The organism is Paraburkholderia aspalathi (genome assembly GCF_900116445.1).
Taxonomy (GTDB): domain Bacteria; phylum Pseudomonadota; class Gammaproteobacteria; order Burkholderiales; family Burkholderiaceae; genus Paraburkholderia; species Paraburkholderia aspalathi.
The window spans coordinates 1-16,845 of record NZ_FPBH01000061.1; the positions used below are offsets into that span (position 1 = coordinate 1).

At 61.2% G+C, this 16,845-nt stretch carries 15 protein-coding genes and 1 rRNA gene; 11 read left to right on the top strand and 5 right to left on the bottom strand.

The annotated features are described in order from the left end of the window. Positions 1 to 86, top strand: a 5S ribosomal RNA gene (gene rrf / locus BM438_RS47175); the annotation flags it as partial. Between the two features lie 279 nt (positions 87 to 365). On the opposite strand, the gene BM438_RS43260 is transcribed toward rrf, so the two are convergent. Then, the gene (locus BM438_RS43260) at positions 366 to 1,367 is read right to left on the bottom strand and encodes a LysR family transcriptional regulator (protein WP_093647487.1); all 1,002 of its coding nucleotides are present in this window, start codon (positions 1,365 to 1,367) and stop codon (positions 366 to 368) included. 202 nt (positions 1,368 to 1,569) lie between these two features. On the opposite strand from BM438_RS43260, the gene BM438_RS43265 reads away from it, so the two are divergent. From BM438_RS43265 to BM438_RS43275, 3 genes are all read left to right on the top strand, one after another. Further along, positions 1,570 to 3,741: an FUSC family protein gene (locus BM438_RS43265; RefSeq protein ID WP_093647537.1), complete on the top strand. Its 2,172-nt coding sequence runs from the start codon at positions 1,570 to 1,572 to the stop codon at positions 3,739 to 3,741. Between the two features lie 168 nt (positions 3,742 to 3,909). Further along, complete coding sequence (locus tag BM438_RS43270) at positions 3,910 to 4,125, top strand: hypothetical protein (protein ID WP_093647489.1); 216 nt, start codon at positions 3,910 to 3,912, stop codon at positions 4,123 to 4,125. 193 nt (positions 4,126 to 4,318) lie between these two features. Beyond that, positions 4,319 to 5,833 carry an acetyl-CoA hydrolase/transferase family protein gene (locus BM438_RS43275; RefSeq protein ID WP_093647491.1) on the top strand — a complete coding sequence of 505 codons (1,515 nt, stop codon included), beginning with the start codon at positions 4,319 to 4,321 and terminating at the stop codon, positions 5,831 to 5,833. A 65-nt stretch (positions 5,834 to 5,898) separates the two neighbouring features. Here BM438_RS43275 and BM438_RS43280 read toward each other — a convergent pair whose 3' ends face one another. Beyond that, positions 5,899 to 6,153, bottom strand: a complete 255-nt coding sequence (locus tag BM438_RS43280) for a GlsB/YeaQ/YmgE family stress response membrane protein (protein ID WP_028197420.1) — start codon at positions 6,151 to 6,153, stop codon at positions 5,899 to 5,901. 164 nt (positions 6,154 to 6,317) lie between these two features. Beyond that, positions 6,318 to 7,025 (bottom strand): MgtC/SapB family protein, encoded by a 708-nt coding sequence (locus BM438_RS43285; protein WP_093647540.1) that lies wholly within the window; start codon positions 7,023 to 7,025, stop codon positions 6,318 to 6,320. Between the two features lie 660 nt (positions 7,026 to 7,685). On the opposite strand from BM438_RS43285, the gene BM438_RS43290 reads away from it, so the two are divergent. Next, complete coding sequence (locus tag BM438_RS43290; protein WP_093647493.1) at positions 7,686 to 8,210, top strand: hypothetical protein; 525 nt, start codon at positions 7,686 to 7,688, stop codon at positions 8,208 to 8,210. 129 nt (positions 8,211 to 8,339) lie between these two features. Here BM438_RS43290 and BM438_RS43295 read toward each other — a convergent pair whose 3' ends face one another. Next, complete coding sequence (locus BM438_RS43295) at positions 8,340 to 9,503, bottom strand: metallophosphoesterase (RefSeq protein WP_093647542.1); 1,164 nt, start codon at positions 9,501 to 9,503, stop codon at positions 8,340 to 8,342. 367 nt (positions 9,504 to 9,870) lie between these two features. On the opposite strand from BM438_RS43295, the gene BM438_RS43300 reads away from it, so the two are divergent. Next, positions 9,871 to 10,200, top strand: a complete 330-nt coding sequence (locus BM438_RS43300; RefSeq protein WP_093647496.1) for a hypothetical protein — start codon at positions 9,871 to 9,873, stop codon at positions 10,198 to 10,200. 23 nt (positions 10,201 to 10,223) lie between these two features. Here BM438_RS43300 and BM438_RS43305 read toward each other — a convergent pair whose 3' ends face one another. Beyond that, a complete protein-coding gene (locus BM438_RS43305) occupies positions 10,224 to 10,808 on the bottom strand; it encodes a malonic semialdehyde reductase (RefSeq protein ID WP_093647498.1) in 585 nt (194 codons plus the stop codon). A gap of 142 nt (positions 10,809 to 10,950) precedes the next feature. Here BM438_RS43305 and BM438_RS43310 point away from each other — a divergent pair, with 142 nt between their 5' ends. From BM438_RS43310 to yjfF, 5 genes are all read left to right on the top strand, one after another. Further along, positions 10,951 to 11,550 (top strand): alpha-ketoglutarate-dependent dioxygenase AlkB family protein, encoded by a 600-nt coding sequence (locus BM438_RS43310; RefSeq protein ID WP_093647500.1) that lies wholly within the window; start codon positions 10,951 to 10,953, stop codon positions 11,548 to 11,550. A 358-nt stretch (positions 11,551 to 11,908) separates the two neighbouring features. After that, entirely contained in the window at positions 11,909 to 12,895 is a 987-nt protein-coding gene (locus tag BM438_RS43315; RefSeq protein ID WP_054040303.1) for an ABC transporter substrate-binding protein, read from the top strand. Between the two features lie 209 nt (positions 12,896 to 13,104). Then, positions 13,105 to 14,715, top strand: a complete 1,611-nt coding sequence (locus BM438_RS43320) for a sugar ABC transporter ATP-binding protein (RefSeq protein WP_093647502.1) — start codon at positions 13,105 to 13,107, stop codon at positions 14,713 to 14,715. Beyond that, positions 14,712 to 15,743 carry an ABC transporter permease gene (locus BM438_RS43325; protein ID WP_093647504.1) on the top strand — a complete coding sequence of 344 codons (1,032 nt, stop codon included), beginning with the start codon at positions 14,712 to 14,714 and terminating at the stop codon, positions 15,741 to 15,743. The genes BM438_RS43320 and BM438_RS43325 overlap by 4 nt, the downstream gene beginning before the upstream one ends. Continuing rightward, positions 15,740 to 16,840 carry a galactofuranose ABC transporter, permease protein YjfF gene (gene yjfF, locus BM438_RS43330; protein ID WP_093647507.1) on the top strand — a complete coding sequence of 367 codons (1,101 nt, stop codon included), beginning with the start codon at positions 15,740 to 15,742 and terminating at the stop codon, positions 16,838 to 16,840. The genes BM438_RS43325 and yjfF overlap by 4 nt, the downstream gene beginning before the upstream one ends. Positions 16,841 to 16,845: the final 5 nt, after the last annotated feature.

Consider the following 16,845-nt stretch of genomic DNA (forward strand, 5'->3'; position numbering starts at 1 on the left):
CCCCTTCCCATCCCGAACAGGACCGTGAAACGACTCCACGCCGATGATAGTGCGGATTCCCGTGTGAAAGTAGGTAATCGTCAGGCTCCCCAGCAAGTCCAGAAACCCCACCCCTAAAAGGTGGGGTTTCTGCGTTTACGGCTCTGAATTCAGTGCCAAGACTCTGGCGCCGTAGCGAGCACACGCGCGGATTCTTAACTCTCGTTCCCAACCCGCGGGATAACGCACCTCCATTCCGAGAGGCGCGTCACGAAAACACTGCCGCTATCTGGCACGCCATAGATACCGCCGCAAATGGCCTGCCACTTCGTTACCTACGTTGTGCCTTCCACAGGCGCGGCCTGCTCGTCAGCTAAAAAACTGCGTCAGTGCGCGGCGACATCTCCGCCCCCAATGCTGGCCGCACGAACAGGCACCGCGTCATCGGTTGCATCCATCTGGCCAACTTCCGCAAGTAACGCCTCGTCGCGTGCAATCACCTTCGGTAGATGCGTGCGTAGGAACTCAACCCACGTCCGCGTCTTCGCATCGACGAACTTGCGTGACGGATACAGCGCGTACACATTCATCTTCTGCAGCGTATATTCAGGCAGCACGCGAACTAACGTCCCGTCCCGCAGTCCGGCAATCGCCGCATAGAGCGGCACCATACCGATGCCCATTCCCTCGCGAATCGCGACGATCAGCGATTCCGCAATATTCACTTGGACGGGTCCGTTCACTTCCATCATCTCGCTGCCGTTGGGGCCGTCGAGCACCCATTCGTAGGCCGGAAATGCTGGTGTGTGCAAGATCAGGCACTCGTGATGCGCGAGGTCGCTAGGCTTCTGCGGCGCGCCATGAGCGCGCACGTAAGCAGGCGATGCGCACAAGATGCTGAAAGTTGTACCAAGCGGGAGCGAAACGAGGTCAGAATTCGGCAGAGTCGAGGCGCCGATAACAGCGACATCGGCGCTGCCTTCGAACAGGTCGGGCATGCGCTGCGACAACGTCAATTCAACGGTCACTTCGGGATAAAGCGCGCGATACCGGGAGATGGCCGGCAGCACGTAATGCTGGCCGATACTGGCAAAGCTGTGCATCCGCAAAGCGCCGGCAGGGCGTTCGTGGGCGCAGCTTGCTTCTTCTTCCGCCGTGTCGACATCTGCAAGGATCTGCTGAGAGCGTTTCAGGTAACGCTCCCCCGCTGTGGTGAGCGCGAGCCTGCGTGTCGACCGGTTCAATAAGCGCGTACGCAGATGCGCTTCGAGTTCGGAGACCGCACGCGACATCGCGCCAGTCGTCGAATTGAGCGACTGCGCGGCGGCGGTAAAACTACCGGCTTCAACCACGCGCACGAACACTCGCATATTTTGTAGCGTATCCATCGATCCTTCTATTTCACGGCAGAAGCCGTATTGTCCGCCTGTCCCGCAAGCCCATTGTTGTTCATTCTGGAAGGGACGTTCCGCGCCCGTCCTATTAATACGCGCAGCGCATGCTCTTACAATCGGCGCCTTGCCTGCTGGTGTGCGCAGCGTTCACCGGGGTTTCTTTTAGCGACAAACCGGGACGCGTTGCTTTCTGATGATGAGACGCCAACATGCGATCAAGTCCACGGTGGATCCTCGCCGGCAGTGGCGCGTCATATTGCCGGCGCTCAGTCCGGCCGTTCGCGACTGGGCGAACAGCGACGGTCTGATCTGGCTGCATCTGCTGAAAACGGTCACTGCGGGTTTGCTGGCGCTGGGCATTGCCATGTTGCTGGATCTCCAGCAGCCGCGAATCGCGATGACCACGGTGTTCGTGCTCATGCAGCCGTTCAGTGGGATGGTGCTCGCCAAGAGTTTCTACCGTATTCTCGGCACCGCGGTGGGGACGGTCGCCGCCCTGGTGCTCGGCGCGCTGTTCGTCCAGCAGCCCGAGTTGTACATGCTTGGCATGATCGGCTGGGTGAGCGTCTGTATCGCGGCAGCGGTCCGGTATCGGCATTTCAGATGGTATGGCTTTGTGCTGGCAGGTTATACCGCCACTCTGATCGGTATTCCGAATGTCACGGCGCCGCACGACCTGTTTCTGGCCGCGCTCACACGCGCGGCTGAGGTGGCGGTCGGTATCGTGTGCTCGAGCGCAGTCAGCGCGCTGTTCGTGCCGCAGCGTTCCAGCCTTGCACTGCGGCGCGCGCTTCATCTTCGATATGCAAATTTTACTGCGTTCGCTGCTGATGTGCTGGGGCGCGGAATCGACCGTTGCCAATTTGAGCGGCGCTTTGCGGACCTCGTCGACGAGATCGTCGGCTTTGAAGCGACGCGAACATTTGCTGCCTTCGAGGATCCGGCCATGCGTTCGCGCAGCCAGCATCTCGGCCGTCTGAACGGCGAGTTCATGGACGCATGCGCACGACTGCATGCACTGCACCAGTTGCTTAAACGTCTACGCGCAAACGGCCCGAACGGCACAGTCGATGCCATCACGCCGTACTTCAGCGAGCTGTCGGCACTGTTGGCATCCACCGGGTCTGCAGATGCCGATGCCGATGCAGCGCACGTAGCCGCTGGTTTGCGGCTCTTTCAGGCGAGCTTGCCAAGACGCGTGCGCGAAACGAGACGGCCACTGGAAGCTGCCCCCGCTGAATCGCTAGCGGACTTCGACACAGCCGCGGAACTGCTATATCGATTTGTCGACGAATGGATCCGCTACTCCGAGACTTACGCGTCTTTGGCGCGGCACAAACCGGGAGCCGGGCAGCGTACTGCCGGCTGCTACGTGAGCAGAACGAACGGCTTTGTGGTCGCGTTTACCTTTGCCAGGTCGGCGGCGGCGATGGCGATCGTCAGCTGGTTCTGGATTGCCACGGACTGGCCGAGTGGTGGTCTCGCAGTGATCGGCGCGGCGCTGGTTTGTGCGTTGACGTCGACCGCGCCGAACGCATCGAAAATGGCCGTGCAGATGGCAGTCGGTGCAGTGCTGGCGACTATGACCGGCTACCTTTTTACGTGCTACGTGTATCCGAATATCGACGGCTTTCCGCTGCTTTGCGCAACGCTCGCTCCGGTGCTTGCACTCGGCGCCTTCATCGCATCGCGCAAACTCTCGGCGGGGTATGGCATCGGTTTCTCGGTGTTCTTCTGCCTGCTTGCCGGACCGGACAACGTCGTCACGTATGCGCCCGATCTGCTGATCAACAACGGTATCGCGATCACGGCGTCGCTATTGCTCGCAGCGATCGTTTTCTCAGTGGTGTTCCCCGCGAACATGCCGTGGCTCACGGAGAGAATCAAGGGCGATTTGCGCGCGCAAGTCGTGTCTGCGTGCAAGGACGAACTTCCCGGACTCAATCAGCGCTTTCAGTCGAGCACTCACGATCTGGTCTCGCAGTTACGCATGCTACTGACGCGGCGCTCCCGACGCCGCCGTGATGCGTTGCGCTGGATGCTCGTCACCCTTGAAGTGGGGCACGCCGTGATCGATCTGCGCAACGAAGTGGCGCGTGCGGGCTACGTGCAGGCCCTTCATCCGCACTGGAACAGCGGTCTCACCCGAACTTGCGACGACCTCGCGCGGCTTTTTGCGCGACCGGACGTGCGTGCTCTCGAGCGCGCGCTCGTATCCGTGCGCTCGGCCACGTGGATCGCGCAGGACCTGCTGGAAACCGTCCACGCCGACCGCGGCCAGCGACACGATCTGCAACGCATCCTGAGTTGCCTGCATTTCATCCGCACGGCGTTGCTCGACGAAGACGCGCCTTTCAATACGCGTTGACCCGTGCGTCGGATCGGACGTGCGCCCCGATCCTTCTGCCAGATGGAAAGGTCCCTTCTGTCCAGCCCCGTTTATCTGTGTAGGTGGCAGTCATATAGTTTCTTCACCGCCGCGCAGTCCCCAAAAGGGACTCCCTGCGGAACGGAATCGTAAGAACTGGAGAACGAAATGAATGTGTTGAAGATTGCCCTGATTGCCTGCACTTTGTCCGCTGCTGTCGCTCATGCACAGACGGCGCCTGCCGCCGAGGAAGAACAGGTCGCACAGGCGAATGCACCGCGCGCGAACAGCGTCGCTGAGCAACGCCGTGTCGCAGTACCGAAGGCCAAAGCTGAAGAGTGCGTAGGGCCCGTGAGTTTCTGCAATATTTTCTTCGGCAGCTAAGCAGCGCCACGCGCAAAACCAAGCAGTACCTGTAAGACCTGTCGCGCGAATGTTGCACGCGACGAAACGCCTGGCCGCGACGCCGTCCCATCGAGACGTTGCGGCTGGTGCGACAAACTGGCTACTGAGCGAAGCACACCGCAGACGTGCGCACCGGTAGACTGGACGGGTGAATATGGAGAGACTCGATTTTATGTACCAGGACCGGATTCGTTGCTCCGCGTTGCGCGGAAAATTCACTTCAGCCGCCGAGGCGGCGCTTCTGATTCAGGACGGCATGCGCGTCGGCGCCAGCGGCTTTACGCGCGCGGGCGACGCCAAAGCTGTTCCGGTCGCACTTGCCGAGCGGGTCCGTCAGGAAGGCAAGCCGCTACAAATTACATTGATGACCGGCGCATCGCTCGGTCATGACGTGGATCGCATGCTCACTGAGGCGCATGTATTAGCGCGCCGCTTGCCGTTTCAGGTCGACAAGACTCTGCGCGATGCGATCAACCGCGGCGAAGTGATGTTCGTCGATCAGCATCTGTCCGAAACCGTCGAGATGCTGCGCGCGAATCAGCTCGGCAAACTTGACGTTGCCATTATCGAAGCCACCGCGATCACCGAAACCGGCGGCATTGTGCCGACCACTTCAGTCGGCAACTCGGCCAGCTTCGCGATCCTCGCCGACAAGGTCATCGTCGAAATCAACCTCGCCCAGCCGCTCGCCCTCGAGGGACTGCACGACATCTGGATTCCGGGCCGCAGGCCGAATCGCGAACCACTGCCGATCGTGCGCCCGCAAGACCGTATCGGAACGCATGCCATCGAAATTCCGCCAGAGAAAATCGCGGCGATTGTGATCACTGACAAGGCGGATAGTCCGTCCACGGTGTTGCCCGCGGATGCGGAAACCGAACTGATTGCGCGCCATCTGATTGAATTTTTCCGGCACGAAGTAGCATCTGGGCGCATGCCCCCGCAATTGCCGCCGTTGCAGGCTGGCATCGGCACGATTGCCAATGCGGTGCTGGCCGGTTTCGTCGATTCGCCTTTCGGCGCCTTCGAAATTTACTCAGAAGTACTGCAGGATTCGACCTTCGATCTAATGGACGCCGGCAAGGTGACGTTCGCCTCGGGTGCGTCGATCACGTTGTCGGCCGCGCGTCAGGCGCAAGTGTTCGGCGAACTCGAGCGCTATCGCGATCGCCTGGTGTTGCGTCCGCAGGAGGTCAGCAACCATCCTGAAGTGATTCGCCGGCTCGGTCTGATCGCATTGAATACCGCATTGGAGTTCGACATTTACGGGAACGTGAATTCCACGCACGTCGGCGGCACGCACATGATGAACGGCATTGGCGGCTCGGGCGATTTCGCGCGCAATGCGTCATGCGCGATCTTTGCGACGAAGTCGATGGCGAAGGGCGGCCGTATTTCGAGTGTCGTGCCGATGGTGCCGCACTGCGATCACAACGAGCACGATGTGGACGTGGTGGTGACGGAGCAGGGCCTGGCCGATCTGCGCGGATTGGCGCCGCGGGAACGCGCTACGCTGATCATCGAAAACTGCGCGCATCCGCTCTATCGCGATCTGCTTCGCGACTACTATCGGGATGCCTTGCAATGGGGTGGACAAACGCCGCATCGGTTGGACCAGGCTTTCACCTGGCATACGCGGCTGCGTGATGCCGGCTCGATGTTGCCGACAGTAGAGGCGTCTCTCTAAATACTAAATAAAACCGGCGTCAGGTGGCATTCGCTCCCGACGCCGTAAGACATCAGGTGCTGCGCTCAGGTGCCGCGCCGGACGAGCCGGATAAGAAACAGCAGAATAACGGCGCCGATCACAGCGGTAATGATCGAACCGATCCAGCCGCCGCCGAGCGAAATGTGCAACACACCGGCAAGCCAGCCACCGATGAATGCGCCGACAATCCCGACGATGATGTCGACGATCAGACCGAAGCCGCCGCCCTTGACGAGCACGCCGGCCAGCCAGCCGGCGATCGCGCCGATGATGAGCCATGCAATGATGCCGTGTTCCATATTCGAGACTCCATGGTTGAGTGTGAAAAAATCACGGTGACAGAGCTTAGTCGAAGGTTATGGGACAGTCCATATTCAGGACGCGGAATTAACATTGTCTGAATCTATTGCAAGCTAAGTGTAGACGATGCGCGTGAATATGGGGGGAGCTTACGCAAGGTGACTCACTCCGGCGTCGGCTCCGCATCTTTAGCCGTCCAGCTCACGCTCGATACGCTCTTTTCCATGCTGATGCGGCTCGCCATCTGTTCGAGCTTCGGCTGATCTTTCGGATGCAGCTTCAATGTTGCGGTAACGCGAATGCGTCCCGTATCGTCTTCGAGGTCTTCGCTCGTCAGACTCTGGAACGACAGCGGTGTCGAATACATTGAGTTGGACACGGCGGTGCGAATGTGAATTTCATCGGCCTCCCGGCAAACGATCGTCAGCACATACTCGCGCACGAGGTCGGCGTCCGAAACGGGCGCCGCGTTGATGGCACGGCTCACTTCACGCAGCACCGTATTGGTCAGCAATACGACCGCGGTACCGGCGAGGGCCGGGCCGTAGTGCCCCGCACCGCACAATACGCCGACCGCCGCCGAGCACCACAAGGTCGCGGCGGTGTTGATTCCCTGAATGGAGCCCTTGTCGCGCATGATCACGCCGCCGCCGAGAAAGCCGACGCCGGAGACGACATACGCGGCAATCTGGGTGATACCGGCGGTGCCGTTGCCGGTCAGCACGCCGAGCGTGACGAACAGGCACGCACCGCTGGCGACCAGTGTGATGGTGCGAAGGCCGGCGTTGCGCTGGCGCATCTGCCGCTCGAGGCCGATCGCGACCCCGCAACTGAAGGCGGCAAAGAGCCGCAAGACGAATTCAATTGTCATCGTTAAGAAAGGTTGAGGCGCGTGTTCGCACAGTGTGAACCCTACGCGTGACAGCATCACGTATCCGCAGGGGGGCGCGAACGCGATCAGGCGTGACAAGGCATGCGAGCCGGGGCTCGCGGCGAAAAAGTCGTGGAGCGTGCGCAAGGCATCGGGCCATGCGGCGCTTCACTGGCAGCAAGAGGGTAAAAGCGACGTGCACCGTCGGGCCCGGAGGCAAGACGGCGACAGGCAAAGGCTGACGCGGAAATCTTGCCGATCAGGCGATCGGGCGAATCGAAGCTCGACTGGTACTACTGCTACTGTCCAAGATCGTGATTCCGGTTAAATGAACTGGGCGAATTTTAGGCAGCTCTGCAAAGTTAAGTCAAGCCGGGATGAGGCAGGGTGGCGGAATGCGCTGTGCGTCACTTACTGAATCTTCCTCGGTAAGATCAGAATTTTCCTCGCATAAATACGGACTCCGAATATTGACGAGGTCCATCCCGGAAAACACACTGTTCGAACACTTCGAAACACGTGGTGTGGTTCTGGTGCTCAATCCACGTTTCACTTCCCAGGATTTCGCCTAGATTTTTTCGGTTGCCCTTGTGCGGTACTTTGCGCATCCGATCCCCACCATGTCGTCTCTTTTCCGCTGTTCACCCAATTGAGGAATGTATGAAAGAAAAAGCTCTCGGCGTTATTGCCGGCGCATTGATTGCTGCGGCTCCGCTCGTGTCGTTCGCCGCCGGTTTGCCCGCGCCGTTTGAAGGCAGCAGCACGCTGCAGGCGGATGGTGTCGTGAAGTCGATCGATCAGGCAAAACAGTCGGTGACCGTGCTCGACGCACAGGGTGGCGAAGCTTCATTCAACATCACCGATACGAGCAACCTCGCGCAGATCAAGCAGGGTGGCAAGGTCCACATCCGGATGATGCGCAACGCCATGGTCAGCGTGACGCGCGGTGCTGACGGCCACGGCGCGGCTGTTCAGCCGGTACAGCAGAACACCGTGCAGAACGTGACCGCCGAAGTTCAGGCGATTGATCATGCCTCCGGCATCATGGCCCTGAAGGGCCCGAATGGCACGGTGTTCCATATCCAGGGCCGCGAGCCGGCAAAGGTCGCCGGCGTGACGCCGGGTATGCAGGTGTCGGTGGCGTACGCGCCGCAGGTCAGCGTGGCCGTCGCGCCTGCTCAGTAACGCAAACTGGCCGAAGTAGTGCGCCAGTGCCGAAGTGCGGATGTCCTTTGCGGACGTCCGCGTTTTTCTTTTGCGATGCAAGCCAGTATGACTTCTATGTGGCGCTATTCGGCACTCCAGCCCAGTGCCTTAGTCGGGCTCGCCCGGCACGAGGCGCAATCGTGTGATCTCAGAGGGGGCCCCCAGGCGCTTCGGCGGTCCCCAATAGCCGGTGCCGCGACTCGTGTAGACCCACAGGCCGTTCAGCCGTGCGAGACCAGCCGTGAACGGCTGCTGCAAACGCACAAAGAAATTCCATGGGAAAAACTGACCGCCGTGTGTGTGGCCGGATAGCTGCAGTGTGAAACCTGCTGCTGCGGCGGCTTCTGCAGAGCGCGGCTGGTGTGCGAGCAGTACTTTGATCAGCACATCGCCAGGCGCGCCTGCAAGGGCCGCAACGGGGTCGCTGCGATGCAACGGATCATGATGGCCCGCTGAGTAATCGGTTACCCCGGCAATCACGGCGCGCGCGCCGTCGTGGTCCACGATCACATGCTCGTTAAGCAGAACGGTTAAGCCCAGGCGCCGGAATTCATCGATCCAGGCGTTCGCCCCAGCGTAATACTCGTGATTGCCGGTCACGAGGAACGCGCCGTGACGCGCACTGAGTCGCGACAGGGGCTGTGTGTGTCTGGTCAATTGCGGCACGCTGCCGTCCACCACATCGCCGGTAACGGCAATCAGATCCGGCTTCAGACGATTCACCGCGTCGACGATCGCGTCCACATAACGGCCTTTGATGGTCGGGCCGACGTGGATATCGCTGATCTGGACGATCGTGAAACCGTCGAGTGCCGGCGGCAGATCGTCGATCGGCACCTCGATCGTCACGACCTTGGCGCGGCGCCGTGCGTTGAACAGACCGACGAGTGTCGAGAGCAGCGCAAGCAGTGGTACCGCGGCAGCCGAGCCGACGCGCCAGTGCGCGATTGCGATCGTGTTCGGCCAGATTGCATCGACGGTGAGCAGTGAGGCGAGCGCCAGGTCGCGCGCGAACGTCAGAACCAGTAGCGAGGAGAAGAAGCCCATCGCCAGCAGGCCGACCCACGCGAGGCGGTCGCTGAGCGGCTGCTGTTTGATGGTGCGCGCCAGCATGCCGAGCGGGATCAGAAAGATCGACAGCACCAGCCACAACGCGCACAGCCACCGGCCGGTGACGCTGACCGGCATGTCGGGAATCAGTCGAAAACCGACGTAGATATGCAGCAGGATCCCAATCAGGATGAAGCGAACAAGAAACGATGAGCGGCGCATAGAGAGGATAGGGGCGGGAAGGGGCCGGCACGAGCGGAGCAACGGCGGCGGCTCGCCAACCGCAAGCATGAAATAGCGGACGAGCCGGATCATTCTACCGGCATGTGCAACCCCTTGCCGACGGCGCCAGAATTGCTTCCTGGGTTGGCCGACCAAGTCCGTGTTTGATGCAGCAAGCGGATACCGCAACGCAGCAATTCTCGTTGTCGCATGCCGTTGTCTGAACTGCAGCGACGCTCTAATTAAATGGGCTTTGAATTGTGTTTCGCGTGCACTATTCTCAAATAGAACCGGCTTGTCTAAGGGCCATCGCGGCCCAGCGGCGGTTCGTTTTGTCCTCGGTTGAGGGTGAGGCAGGAGGCGCATCATGAAACTGCTTGGATCGGGCCATCACGTACGCCACGGACTTCATGGACATCACGTCGGACGAGAGGGCAGCCACGTCATGCTGCCGCTGGTGGGCATATCGCTGATGGCGCTCGCCTTGTACTTCGGCGTGCGCGACATCGACTTCTCCGAACTGGGCAAAAACGCGCTATTCGACGTTGTGATGGTATGCGTTGCACTCGGCATCGCAGGACTGTTCGGCGTCGTCGGCGCGTGGTTACGTTCGGGTGGCGACGACGCCGATGAAGGCTTTTGCTTTATCGGCGCGGTGATCGGCGCAGTGGTGTTCTACGTGGCGCTCCTCAGATAAACGCACCGGCGGCTTAATGGCTGTCAGACGATCAGGGCGGCTTCGTCGAAGGAGAAGCGCGGGCTGCGCGGGAACAGCTTCGACGGGTCGCCATAGCCCAGATTGATCAGGAAGTTCGCCTTCACGGTTGTGCCGGCGAAGAAGGCCTCGTCGACTTTGGCGGCGTCGAAGCCCGACATTGGACCCGTGTCCAGACCGAGCGCGCGCGCGGCGAGAATCAGATAGCCGCCTTGCAGCGTCGAATTGCGAAAGGCCGTATCCGCAATCGCCTTGTCGTTGCCGGCGAACCAGCTGCGCGCGTCGGCATGCGGAAACAGTTTCGGCAGATGTTCGTAAAACGCCATATCCATCCCGACGATCACCGTGACCGGCGCCGCCATCGTCTTCTCGAGATTGCCCGCCGACAAAGCTGGGCGCAGCTTTTCTTTGCCTTCGGGCGTTTTCACGTAGACGAAGCGGCCGGGGCTCGAATTGGCCGAGGTCGGACCAAGCAGCACGAGCTCGGTGAGTTGCTTGAGCACGGCATCGTCGACTGCTTTAGCCTGCCAGCCGTTATGCGTGCGCGCTTCGCGAAAGAGCTGATCGAGAGCCTGATCGGAAAGAATCATGGTGGTAGCCTCTTGAAGTAGCGGAGTTAGAAATCCGGATGACAGCGCAAGCCATAGGCGTGAGCGTTGTCGTCATTGCCGCCATAATAGCCAAGGCTAATTCGCGCATGTATTGCACGCGCAATCGCATTCAGGCAATTTCATGGTGGACCTTTTCGATGACCTTCCAGCGCCCGACGTGGACTGGTATCCCGAGTGGCTCGCGCCCGAGGCCGCGGCACACGCTTTAACTCAACTCATCGGCGAAGTGGAATGGCGTCAGGACATGATGGGCACGCCAGCCGGGCGCGTGCCGCTGCCGCGGCTGACGGCCTGGCAGGGTGAGCAGGATGCAGTCTACGTTTACTCCGGCATTCGCAACGTGCCACAACCGTGGACCCCGACTGTCACCGAACTTCGGATCGCCGCGGAAGCAGCTTGCCACGCGCGCTTTAACAGCGTGTTGATCAACCGCTACCGCAGCGGCACTGACAGCATGGGATGGCACGCGGATCGCGAGCCTGAGCTCGGCGCCCAGCCGGTAATTGCGTCGATCAGCTTAGGCGTCGCGCGCACTTTCGACTTGCGGCACAACAAGACAGGCGCCGTGCAGTCGTTTTCGTTGAAAGGCGGCAGTTTGCTAGTCATGAAGGGCAACACGCAGGCCGACTGGCGGCATCGCGTGCCGAAGGAGCCGCGCGTGGCCGGCGAGCGGATCAATCTGACGTTTCGCTGGGTGACGCCGCGCGGGGCAACTCGCTAACTTGCGGGGTAGCCGTTAGCTGCGCCGCTTCTGGTCCGAAAGCCCGGAGCCCCCAAAGCCCCTGCACCCACTCGCTGCCAGGCCCGAAGCCGCATCGAGCACTTAAGCGCATAAAAAGCATCGCCAACGCCACGTTCAGTCATCGCCGATGTTCGAGTGAACCCCGCAGCATTGCCCACGTCCGCGGCTACTGCCGATACCGCCCGCTATACCAGAATTGGTATCGCCGACGCGAATCATATGATTGGACGGTTAACGCCCCAGACACTACGCTACATCACGATCCACGCACCGTGAGGGCCGCAAACATCGGGCGGGTTCGATGGATCGCCGACACAACAACGATCAGGAGACAGTCATGGCGAATACACGACGCGCCGCATGTCGTGCGTTGGGCGCGCTCGCGCTTTGCTCGAGCATCGGCGCACTGGCGCTCACAGCGCCGGGCGCATACGCGCAGGACAAACAGATCACCCTCGGCTTCGCCCAGGTCGGCGCCGAAAGCGCATGGCGAACCGCCAATACCGAATCGGTGAAGTCCGCGGCGGCGGATGCGAAGATCAAGCTCAAATTCTCCGACGCCCAGCAAAAGCAGGAAAACCAGATCAAGGCGATTCGCTCCTACATTGCGCAGAAAGTCGACGTGATCGCGTTCTCGCCGGTCGTCGAATCCGGCTGGGAGCCGGTGCTACGCGAAGCTAAGGCCGCAAAAATTCCGGTGATCCTGACCGACCGCAATATCGACGTGAAAGACACGTCGCTGTACGTGACGATGATTGGCTCGGACTTCATGGAAGAGGGCCGGCGCGGCGGTCATTGGCTGGCTGATCACTATAAGAGTGATCCAGGCCCGATCAACATCGCCGAACTGCAGGGAACGGTCGGCTCGGCGCCTGCCAACGACCGGCATTCAGGCCTGATCGAAGTGATCAAGAGCGATCCCAAATTCAAGATCATTGCGTCGCAAAGCGGTGACTTCACGCTTGCCGGTGGCAAGCAGGTGATGGAAGCATTTATAAAAACTTATGGAAATAAAATAAATGTAGTTTATGCGCATAACGACGACATGGCGCTCGGCGCCATCCAGGCGATGGAAGAGGCCGGCATGCATCCGGGCAAGGACATCACCGTCGTCTCGTTCGATGCAACCAAGGGCGGCTTCCAGGCGATGGCCGCGGGCAAGATGAATGTCGATGTGGAGTGCAGTCCGCTGCTGGGGCCGCAACTGATGTCGGCGGTTAAGGACGTGGTGGCCGGCAAGCCGCTGCCCAAGCGCATCCTGACGGAAGAGACTGTCTTCCCGATGAGCGTCGCGGCGCAGACTTTGCCGACGCGCAAGTACTGAGGCGGAGTGTGATGGCTAATTGATTAGCCATCCCTACGATAGACGCAGAACATAAGCGAAGTACGGACAGATCGTACGGGTTTCTCCAGTGGTGCCTGACCGCCTGACTGCTTCGGCAGCGGGCGGTCTCTTTTCCGCAGAATCAGGTCGCGCCGAACCGAGCCAGCCTGAGCCCATCCGACCAATGCACCGCCGATCGAGCGAGGTCTATGACGCATCCCGCATCGGAACCCAATCCGCCGGCCATGAAGGCCGTCACAGGCGACGCTCGCGACGGCGCCGCCTCGAATGCACTCGAACCCATTCTGGCCACTACCGGTGTCAGCAAGACGTTCCCGGGCGTGAAAGCGCTGCAACAGGTCGACTTTCGCCTGTTTCCCGGCGAGATTCACACGCTGATGGGGCAGAACGGCGCCGGCAAATCCACCCTGATCAACGTACTGACCGGTGTAGTCGCGCCTGACGCCGGCACGATCCGCCTCGGTGGCGAGATCGTCGCGTTTGCGTCGCCGCAGGAGGCGGAAGCGGCCGGCGTGCGCACGCTGTATCAGGAAGTGAACCTGTGCCCGAACCTGTCGGTGGCGGAGAACATCTTTGCGGGCCGGCAGCCGAAGCGTTTTGGCGCGATCGACTGGCCCGACATCAAGCGGCGCGCGCAGGCAGCGCTTGCCCGTCTCGACGTGACGCTCGACGTCACCCGGTCGCTCGACGCCTATCCGATCGCCGTGCAGCAGATGGTGGCGATCGCGAGGGCGCTGTCAGTCGACGCCCGCGTGCTGATTCTCGATGAGCCGACCTCGAGTCTCGACGACGGCGAAGTCGCACAGCTTTTCAAAATACTTCGGCATCTTAAGCAGTCGGGAATTGCAATTCTGTTTGTCACGCATTTTATCGAGCAAACCTATGCCATCTCCGATCGCATCACGGTAATGCGCAACGGCGAGCGTGAAGGCGAATATCTCGCGCGCGATCTGCCAGCCGATCAACTGGTCGCGAAGATGGTCGGCCATGAGCGCATGAGCGCGCGCTTGCGCGAAGCGGCACATGACGGCCACGCTGTTCAGGAAGGGCCTGAGAGCAAAGACTCTGTTCAGCCGTTCGTCGAATTGCGCGGCGTCGGAAGGCGAGGCACGTTGCAGCCGATCGACCTCGACGTGCAGCCGGGCCAGATCCTGGGCCTGGCCGGCCTGCTAGGCTCGGGCCGTACGGAGACCGCCCGGCTGTTGTTCGGAGCAGATCGCGCCGACAGCGGCACGATCCTGATCGAAGGCCGGCCTGTGCGGCTGCGTTCGCCCCGTGATGCGGTGCGCCACGGCATCGGCTATTGCGCGGAGGACCGCAAGAAAGAGGGCATCGTCGCCGAACTGTCGATCCGCGAGAACATTCTGCTGGCGCTGCAGGCGCGACGCGGCTGGCTGCGCAAGATCAAACGGCATCGCGCGCAAGAAATCGCGGACATGTGGATCGAGCGCCTCGGCATCAAGGCAGCGGATGCCGAACAGCCGATCGGGCTGCTCTCCGGCGGCAACCAGCAGAAAGCGCTGCTCGCGCGCTGGCTTGCCACGAATCCCAAACTCCTGATTCTCGACGAGCCCACTCGCGGCATCGACGTCGCCGCCAAGTTCGACATCATGGACCGCTTGCTAGCGCTGTGCGCGAACGGTCTGAGCATCCTGTTCATTTCGTCGGAGATCAGCGAGGTGCTGCGTGTGAGTCATCGCGTGGCGGTGCTGCGCGACCGTCGCAAGATCGCTGAAGTGGCCGGCAAGGCTTCGAATGAAGACAACATTTATCGACTCATCGCGGGGAGCGGCGAATGAAGCTATCGAACTGGTTCGTGCGCGATGGGGCTGAGCGCCCGTTGATCTGGCCGTGCGTCACGCTGGTGCTCCTGTGCGCCCTGAACCTCCTGGTGAATCCAAATTTTCTTTCGTTGAGGATGCTCGACGGCCATCTGTTCGGCGCGCCGATCGACGTGTTGAATCGCGCTGCGCCACTGGTGCTGGTTGCGACCGGCATGACGCTCGTGATTGCCACGCGCGGCATTGATATTTCGGTTGGCGCGGTGGTCGCGATCGCCGGCGCCGCAGCGGCCACGATACTCGCGACGCAAGCCGCGCCGAGCGCCGGGTTGATCGCACAGGCCCTGGTCGCGGCGCTGATCGTCGGTGTGTTGAGCGGCATGTGGAACGGGTTGCTGGTGTCATTCGTCGGCATGCAGCCGATCATCGCAACCTTGATCCTGATGGTCGCCGGCCGTGGCATTGCGCAATTGCTGACGGCAGGGCAGATCATTCCGATCGGCGCAGCGGGCTATCTGTTCGTCGGCGGTGGGTATTGGCTTGGCGTGCCGTGTTCGGTGTGGATCGCAAGCGTTGCGGTGCTGGCCACCGCGGGGCTCGTTGAAGGCACCGCGCTCGGGCTCTTCATTCGCGCGATCGGCGTCAATCCGGTGGCGACGCGTCTCGTCGGCCTGCGCTCGAAAGCGCTGGTATTCGCGGTGTACGGCTTCTCGGGGTTGACCGCGGCGATGGCGGGCATCCTCATCAGCTCGAACGTGCGCAGCGCCGATGGCAACAACGCGGGCCTGCTGCTCGAACTCGATGCGATTCTGGCGGTGACGCTCGGCGGCACATCGCTGCTCGGCGGCCGCTTCAGTCTTGCCGGCACCGTGCTGGGTGCGTTGATCATCCAGACGCTGACCTATACGACTTATTCGATCGGCGTGCCGCCGGAAGCGACGCTCGTCGTCAAGGCGGCCGTGGTGCTGGCGGTGAGCGTGATCCAGTCGCCCTCGGCGCGCTCGCTCGCCATGTCGCTCTTCAGGCAGCGCGGGGTGGCGCGATGAGACGACTCCTCGAGGCCTGGGCTCATATCGTCGATCCGCGCACCTTACCGATCGCCGTCACTGTCCTGCTGTTTTGCGCGCTGTTCGGTTTCGGCTCGGTGATGTACACCGGCTTTTTCTCGTGGCAAGTGCTGCTCGATCTGCTGGTCGATAACGCCTTCCTGCTGATTGTCGCAATCGGTATGACGTTTGTGATCGTGTCCGGCGGGATCGATCTGTCAGTCGGCTCGGTGGTGGCGCTGACCACCATCGTCGAAGCGGTGTTGTCCGAACACATGCATCTGTCGGTCTGGCTGATCGTGCCGATCGTGTTGCTGATGGGCACGGTGTTCGGCGCGGTACAGGGCGCGCTGATTCACTTTTTCCGTTTGCAGGCGTTCATCGTTACGCTGGCCGGCATGTTTTTCGCGCGTGGCTTGTGCTTTCTGATCACGACGCAGTCGATCACGATCAATGACCCGACGTTCCAGAAGATTTCTGCGTTTCGGCTCAACATCGGCGTCGGTTCGGTGACGGCCAATGTGTTGATCGCCCTCGTCACGCTTGCCGCGGCGATCTATGTCGCGCATTTCACGCGCTTTGGCCGAAACGTGTATGCGATCGGTGGCAATCCGCGCTCGGCGTTGCTGATGGGCTTGCCGGTCGCGCACACGCGGATCGGTGTGTATGCGCTGAGCGGCTTCTGTTCGGCGCTCGGCGGCGCGGTGTTCACGTTCTACGTGCTATCGGGTTATGGCCTGCAAGGGCAGGGTATGGAGCTCGACGCGATCGCGGCGACGGTGATCGGCGGAACCTTGCTGACGGGCGGTGTCGGCTATGTGATCGGTTCGCTGTTCGGCGTCGGCATTCTGGGCACGATCCAGGCGCTGATTACCTTCGACGGCACGCTTAGTTCATGGTGGACCCGCATCGTAATCGGTGCGTTGCTGTGCGCATTCTGTCTGCTGCAGCGACTGATCGAGCGGCATGCGAAATCGGTGGGGCGTCCGGGCGGCACCGGCGCTGTGATGACGCCAGGCCGCGAGCACGGTCGCGGCGATGCACCAGCGGCGTCCGATTCACATGTGATTGGACGCGCGCCGGAGCAGGCGTTATAGCGCGG

Excerpts from the sequence above, each read along its gene's own strand:
- BM438_RS43260 (WP_093647487.1), bottom strand. The coding sequence starts at position 1,367 with ATGGATACGCTACAAAATATGCGAGTGTTCGTGCGCGTGGTTGAAGCC.
- BM438_RS43265 (WP_093647537.1), top strand. The coding sequence starts at position 1,570 with ATGAGACGCCAACATGCGATCAAGTCCACGGTGGATCCTCGCCGGCAG.
- BM438_RS43270 (WP_093647489.1), top strand. The coding sequence starts at position 3,910 with ATGAATGTGTTGAAGATTGCCCTGATTGCCTGCACTTTGTCCGCTGCT.
- BM438_RS43275 (WP_093647491.1), top strand. The coding sequence starts at position 4,319 with ATGTACCAGGACCGGATTCGTTGCTCCGCGTTGCGCGGAAAATTCACT.
- BM438_RS43280 (WP_028197420.1), bottom strand. The coding sequence starts at position 6,153 with ATGGAACACGGCATCATTGCATGGCTCATCATCGGCGCGATCGCCGGC.
- BM438_RS43285 (WP_093647540.1), bottom strand. The coding sequence starts at position 7,025 with ATGACAATTGAATTCGTCTTGCGGCTCTTTGCCGCCTTCAGTTGCGGG.
- BM438_RS43290 (WP_093647493.1), top strand. The coding sequence starts at position 7,686 with ATGAAAGAAAAAGCTCTCGGCGTTATTGCCGGCGCATTGATTGCTGCG.
- BM438_RS43295 (WP_093647542.1), bottom strand. The coding sequence starts at position 9,503 with ATGCGCCGCTCATCGTTTCTTGTTCGCTTCATCCTGATTGGGATCCTG.
- BM438_RS43300 (WP_093647496.1), top strand. The coding sequence starts at position 9,871 with ATGAAACTGCTTGGATCGGGCCATCACGTACGCCACGGACTTCATGGA.
- BM438_RS43305 (WP_093647498.1), bottom strand. The coding sequence starts at position 10,808 with ATGATTCTTTCCGATCAGGCTCTCGATCAGCTCTTTCGCGAAGCGCGC.
- BM438_RS43310 (WP_093647500.1), top strand. The coding sequence starts at position 10,951 with ATGGTGGACCTTTTCGATGACCTTCCAGCGCCCGACGTGGACTGGTAT.
- BM438_RS43315 (WP_054040303.1), top strand. The coding sequence starts at position 11,909 with ATGGCGAATACACGACGCGCCGCATGTCGTGCGTTGGGCGCGCTCGCG.
- BM438_RS43320 (WP_093647502.1), top strand. The coding sequence starts at position 13,105 with ATGACGCATCCCGCATCGGAACCCAATCCGCCGGCCATGAAGGCCGTC.
- BM438_RS43325 (WP_093647504.1), top strand. The coding sequence starts at position 14,712 with ATGAAGCTATCGAACTGGTTCGTGCGCGATGGGGCTGAGCGCCCGTTG.
- yjfF (WP_093647507.1), top strand. The coding sequence starts at position 15,740 with ATGAGACGACTCCTCGAGGCCTGGGCTCATATCGTCGATCCGCGCACC.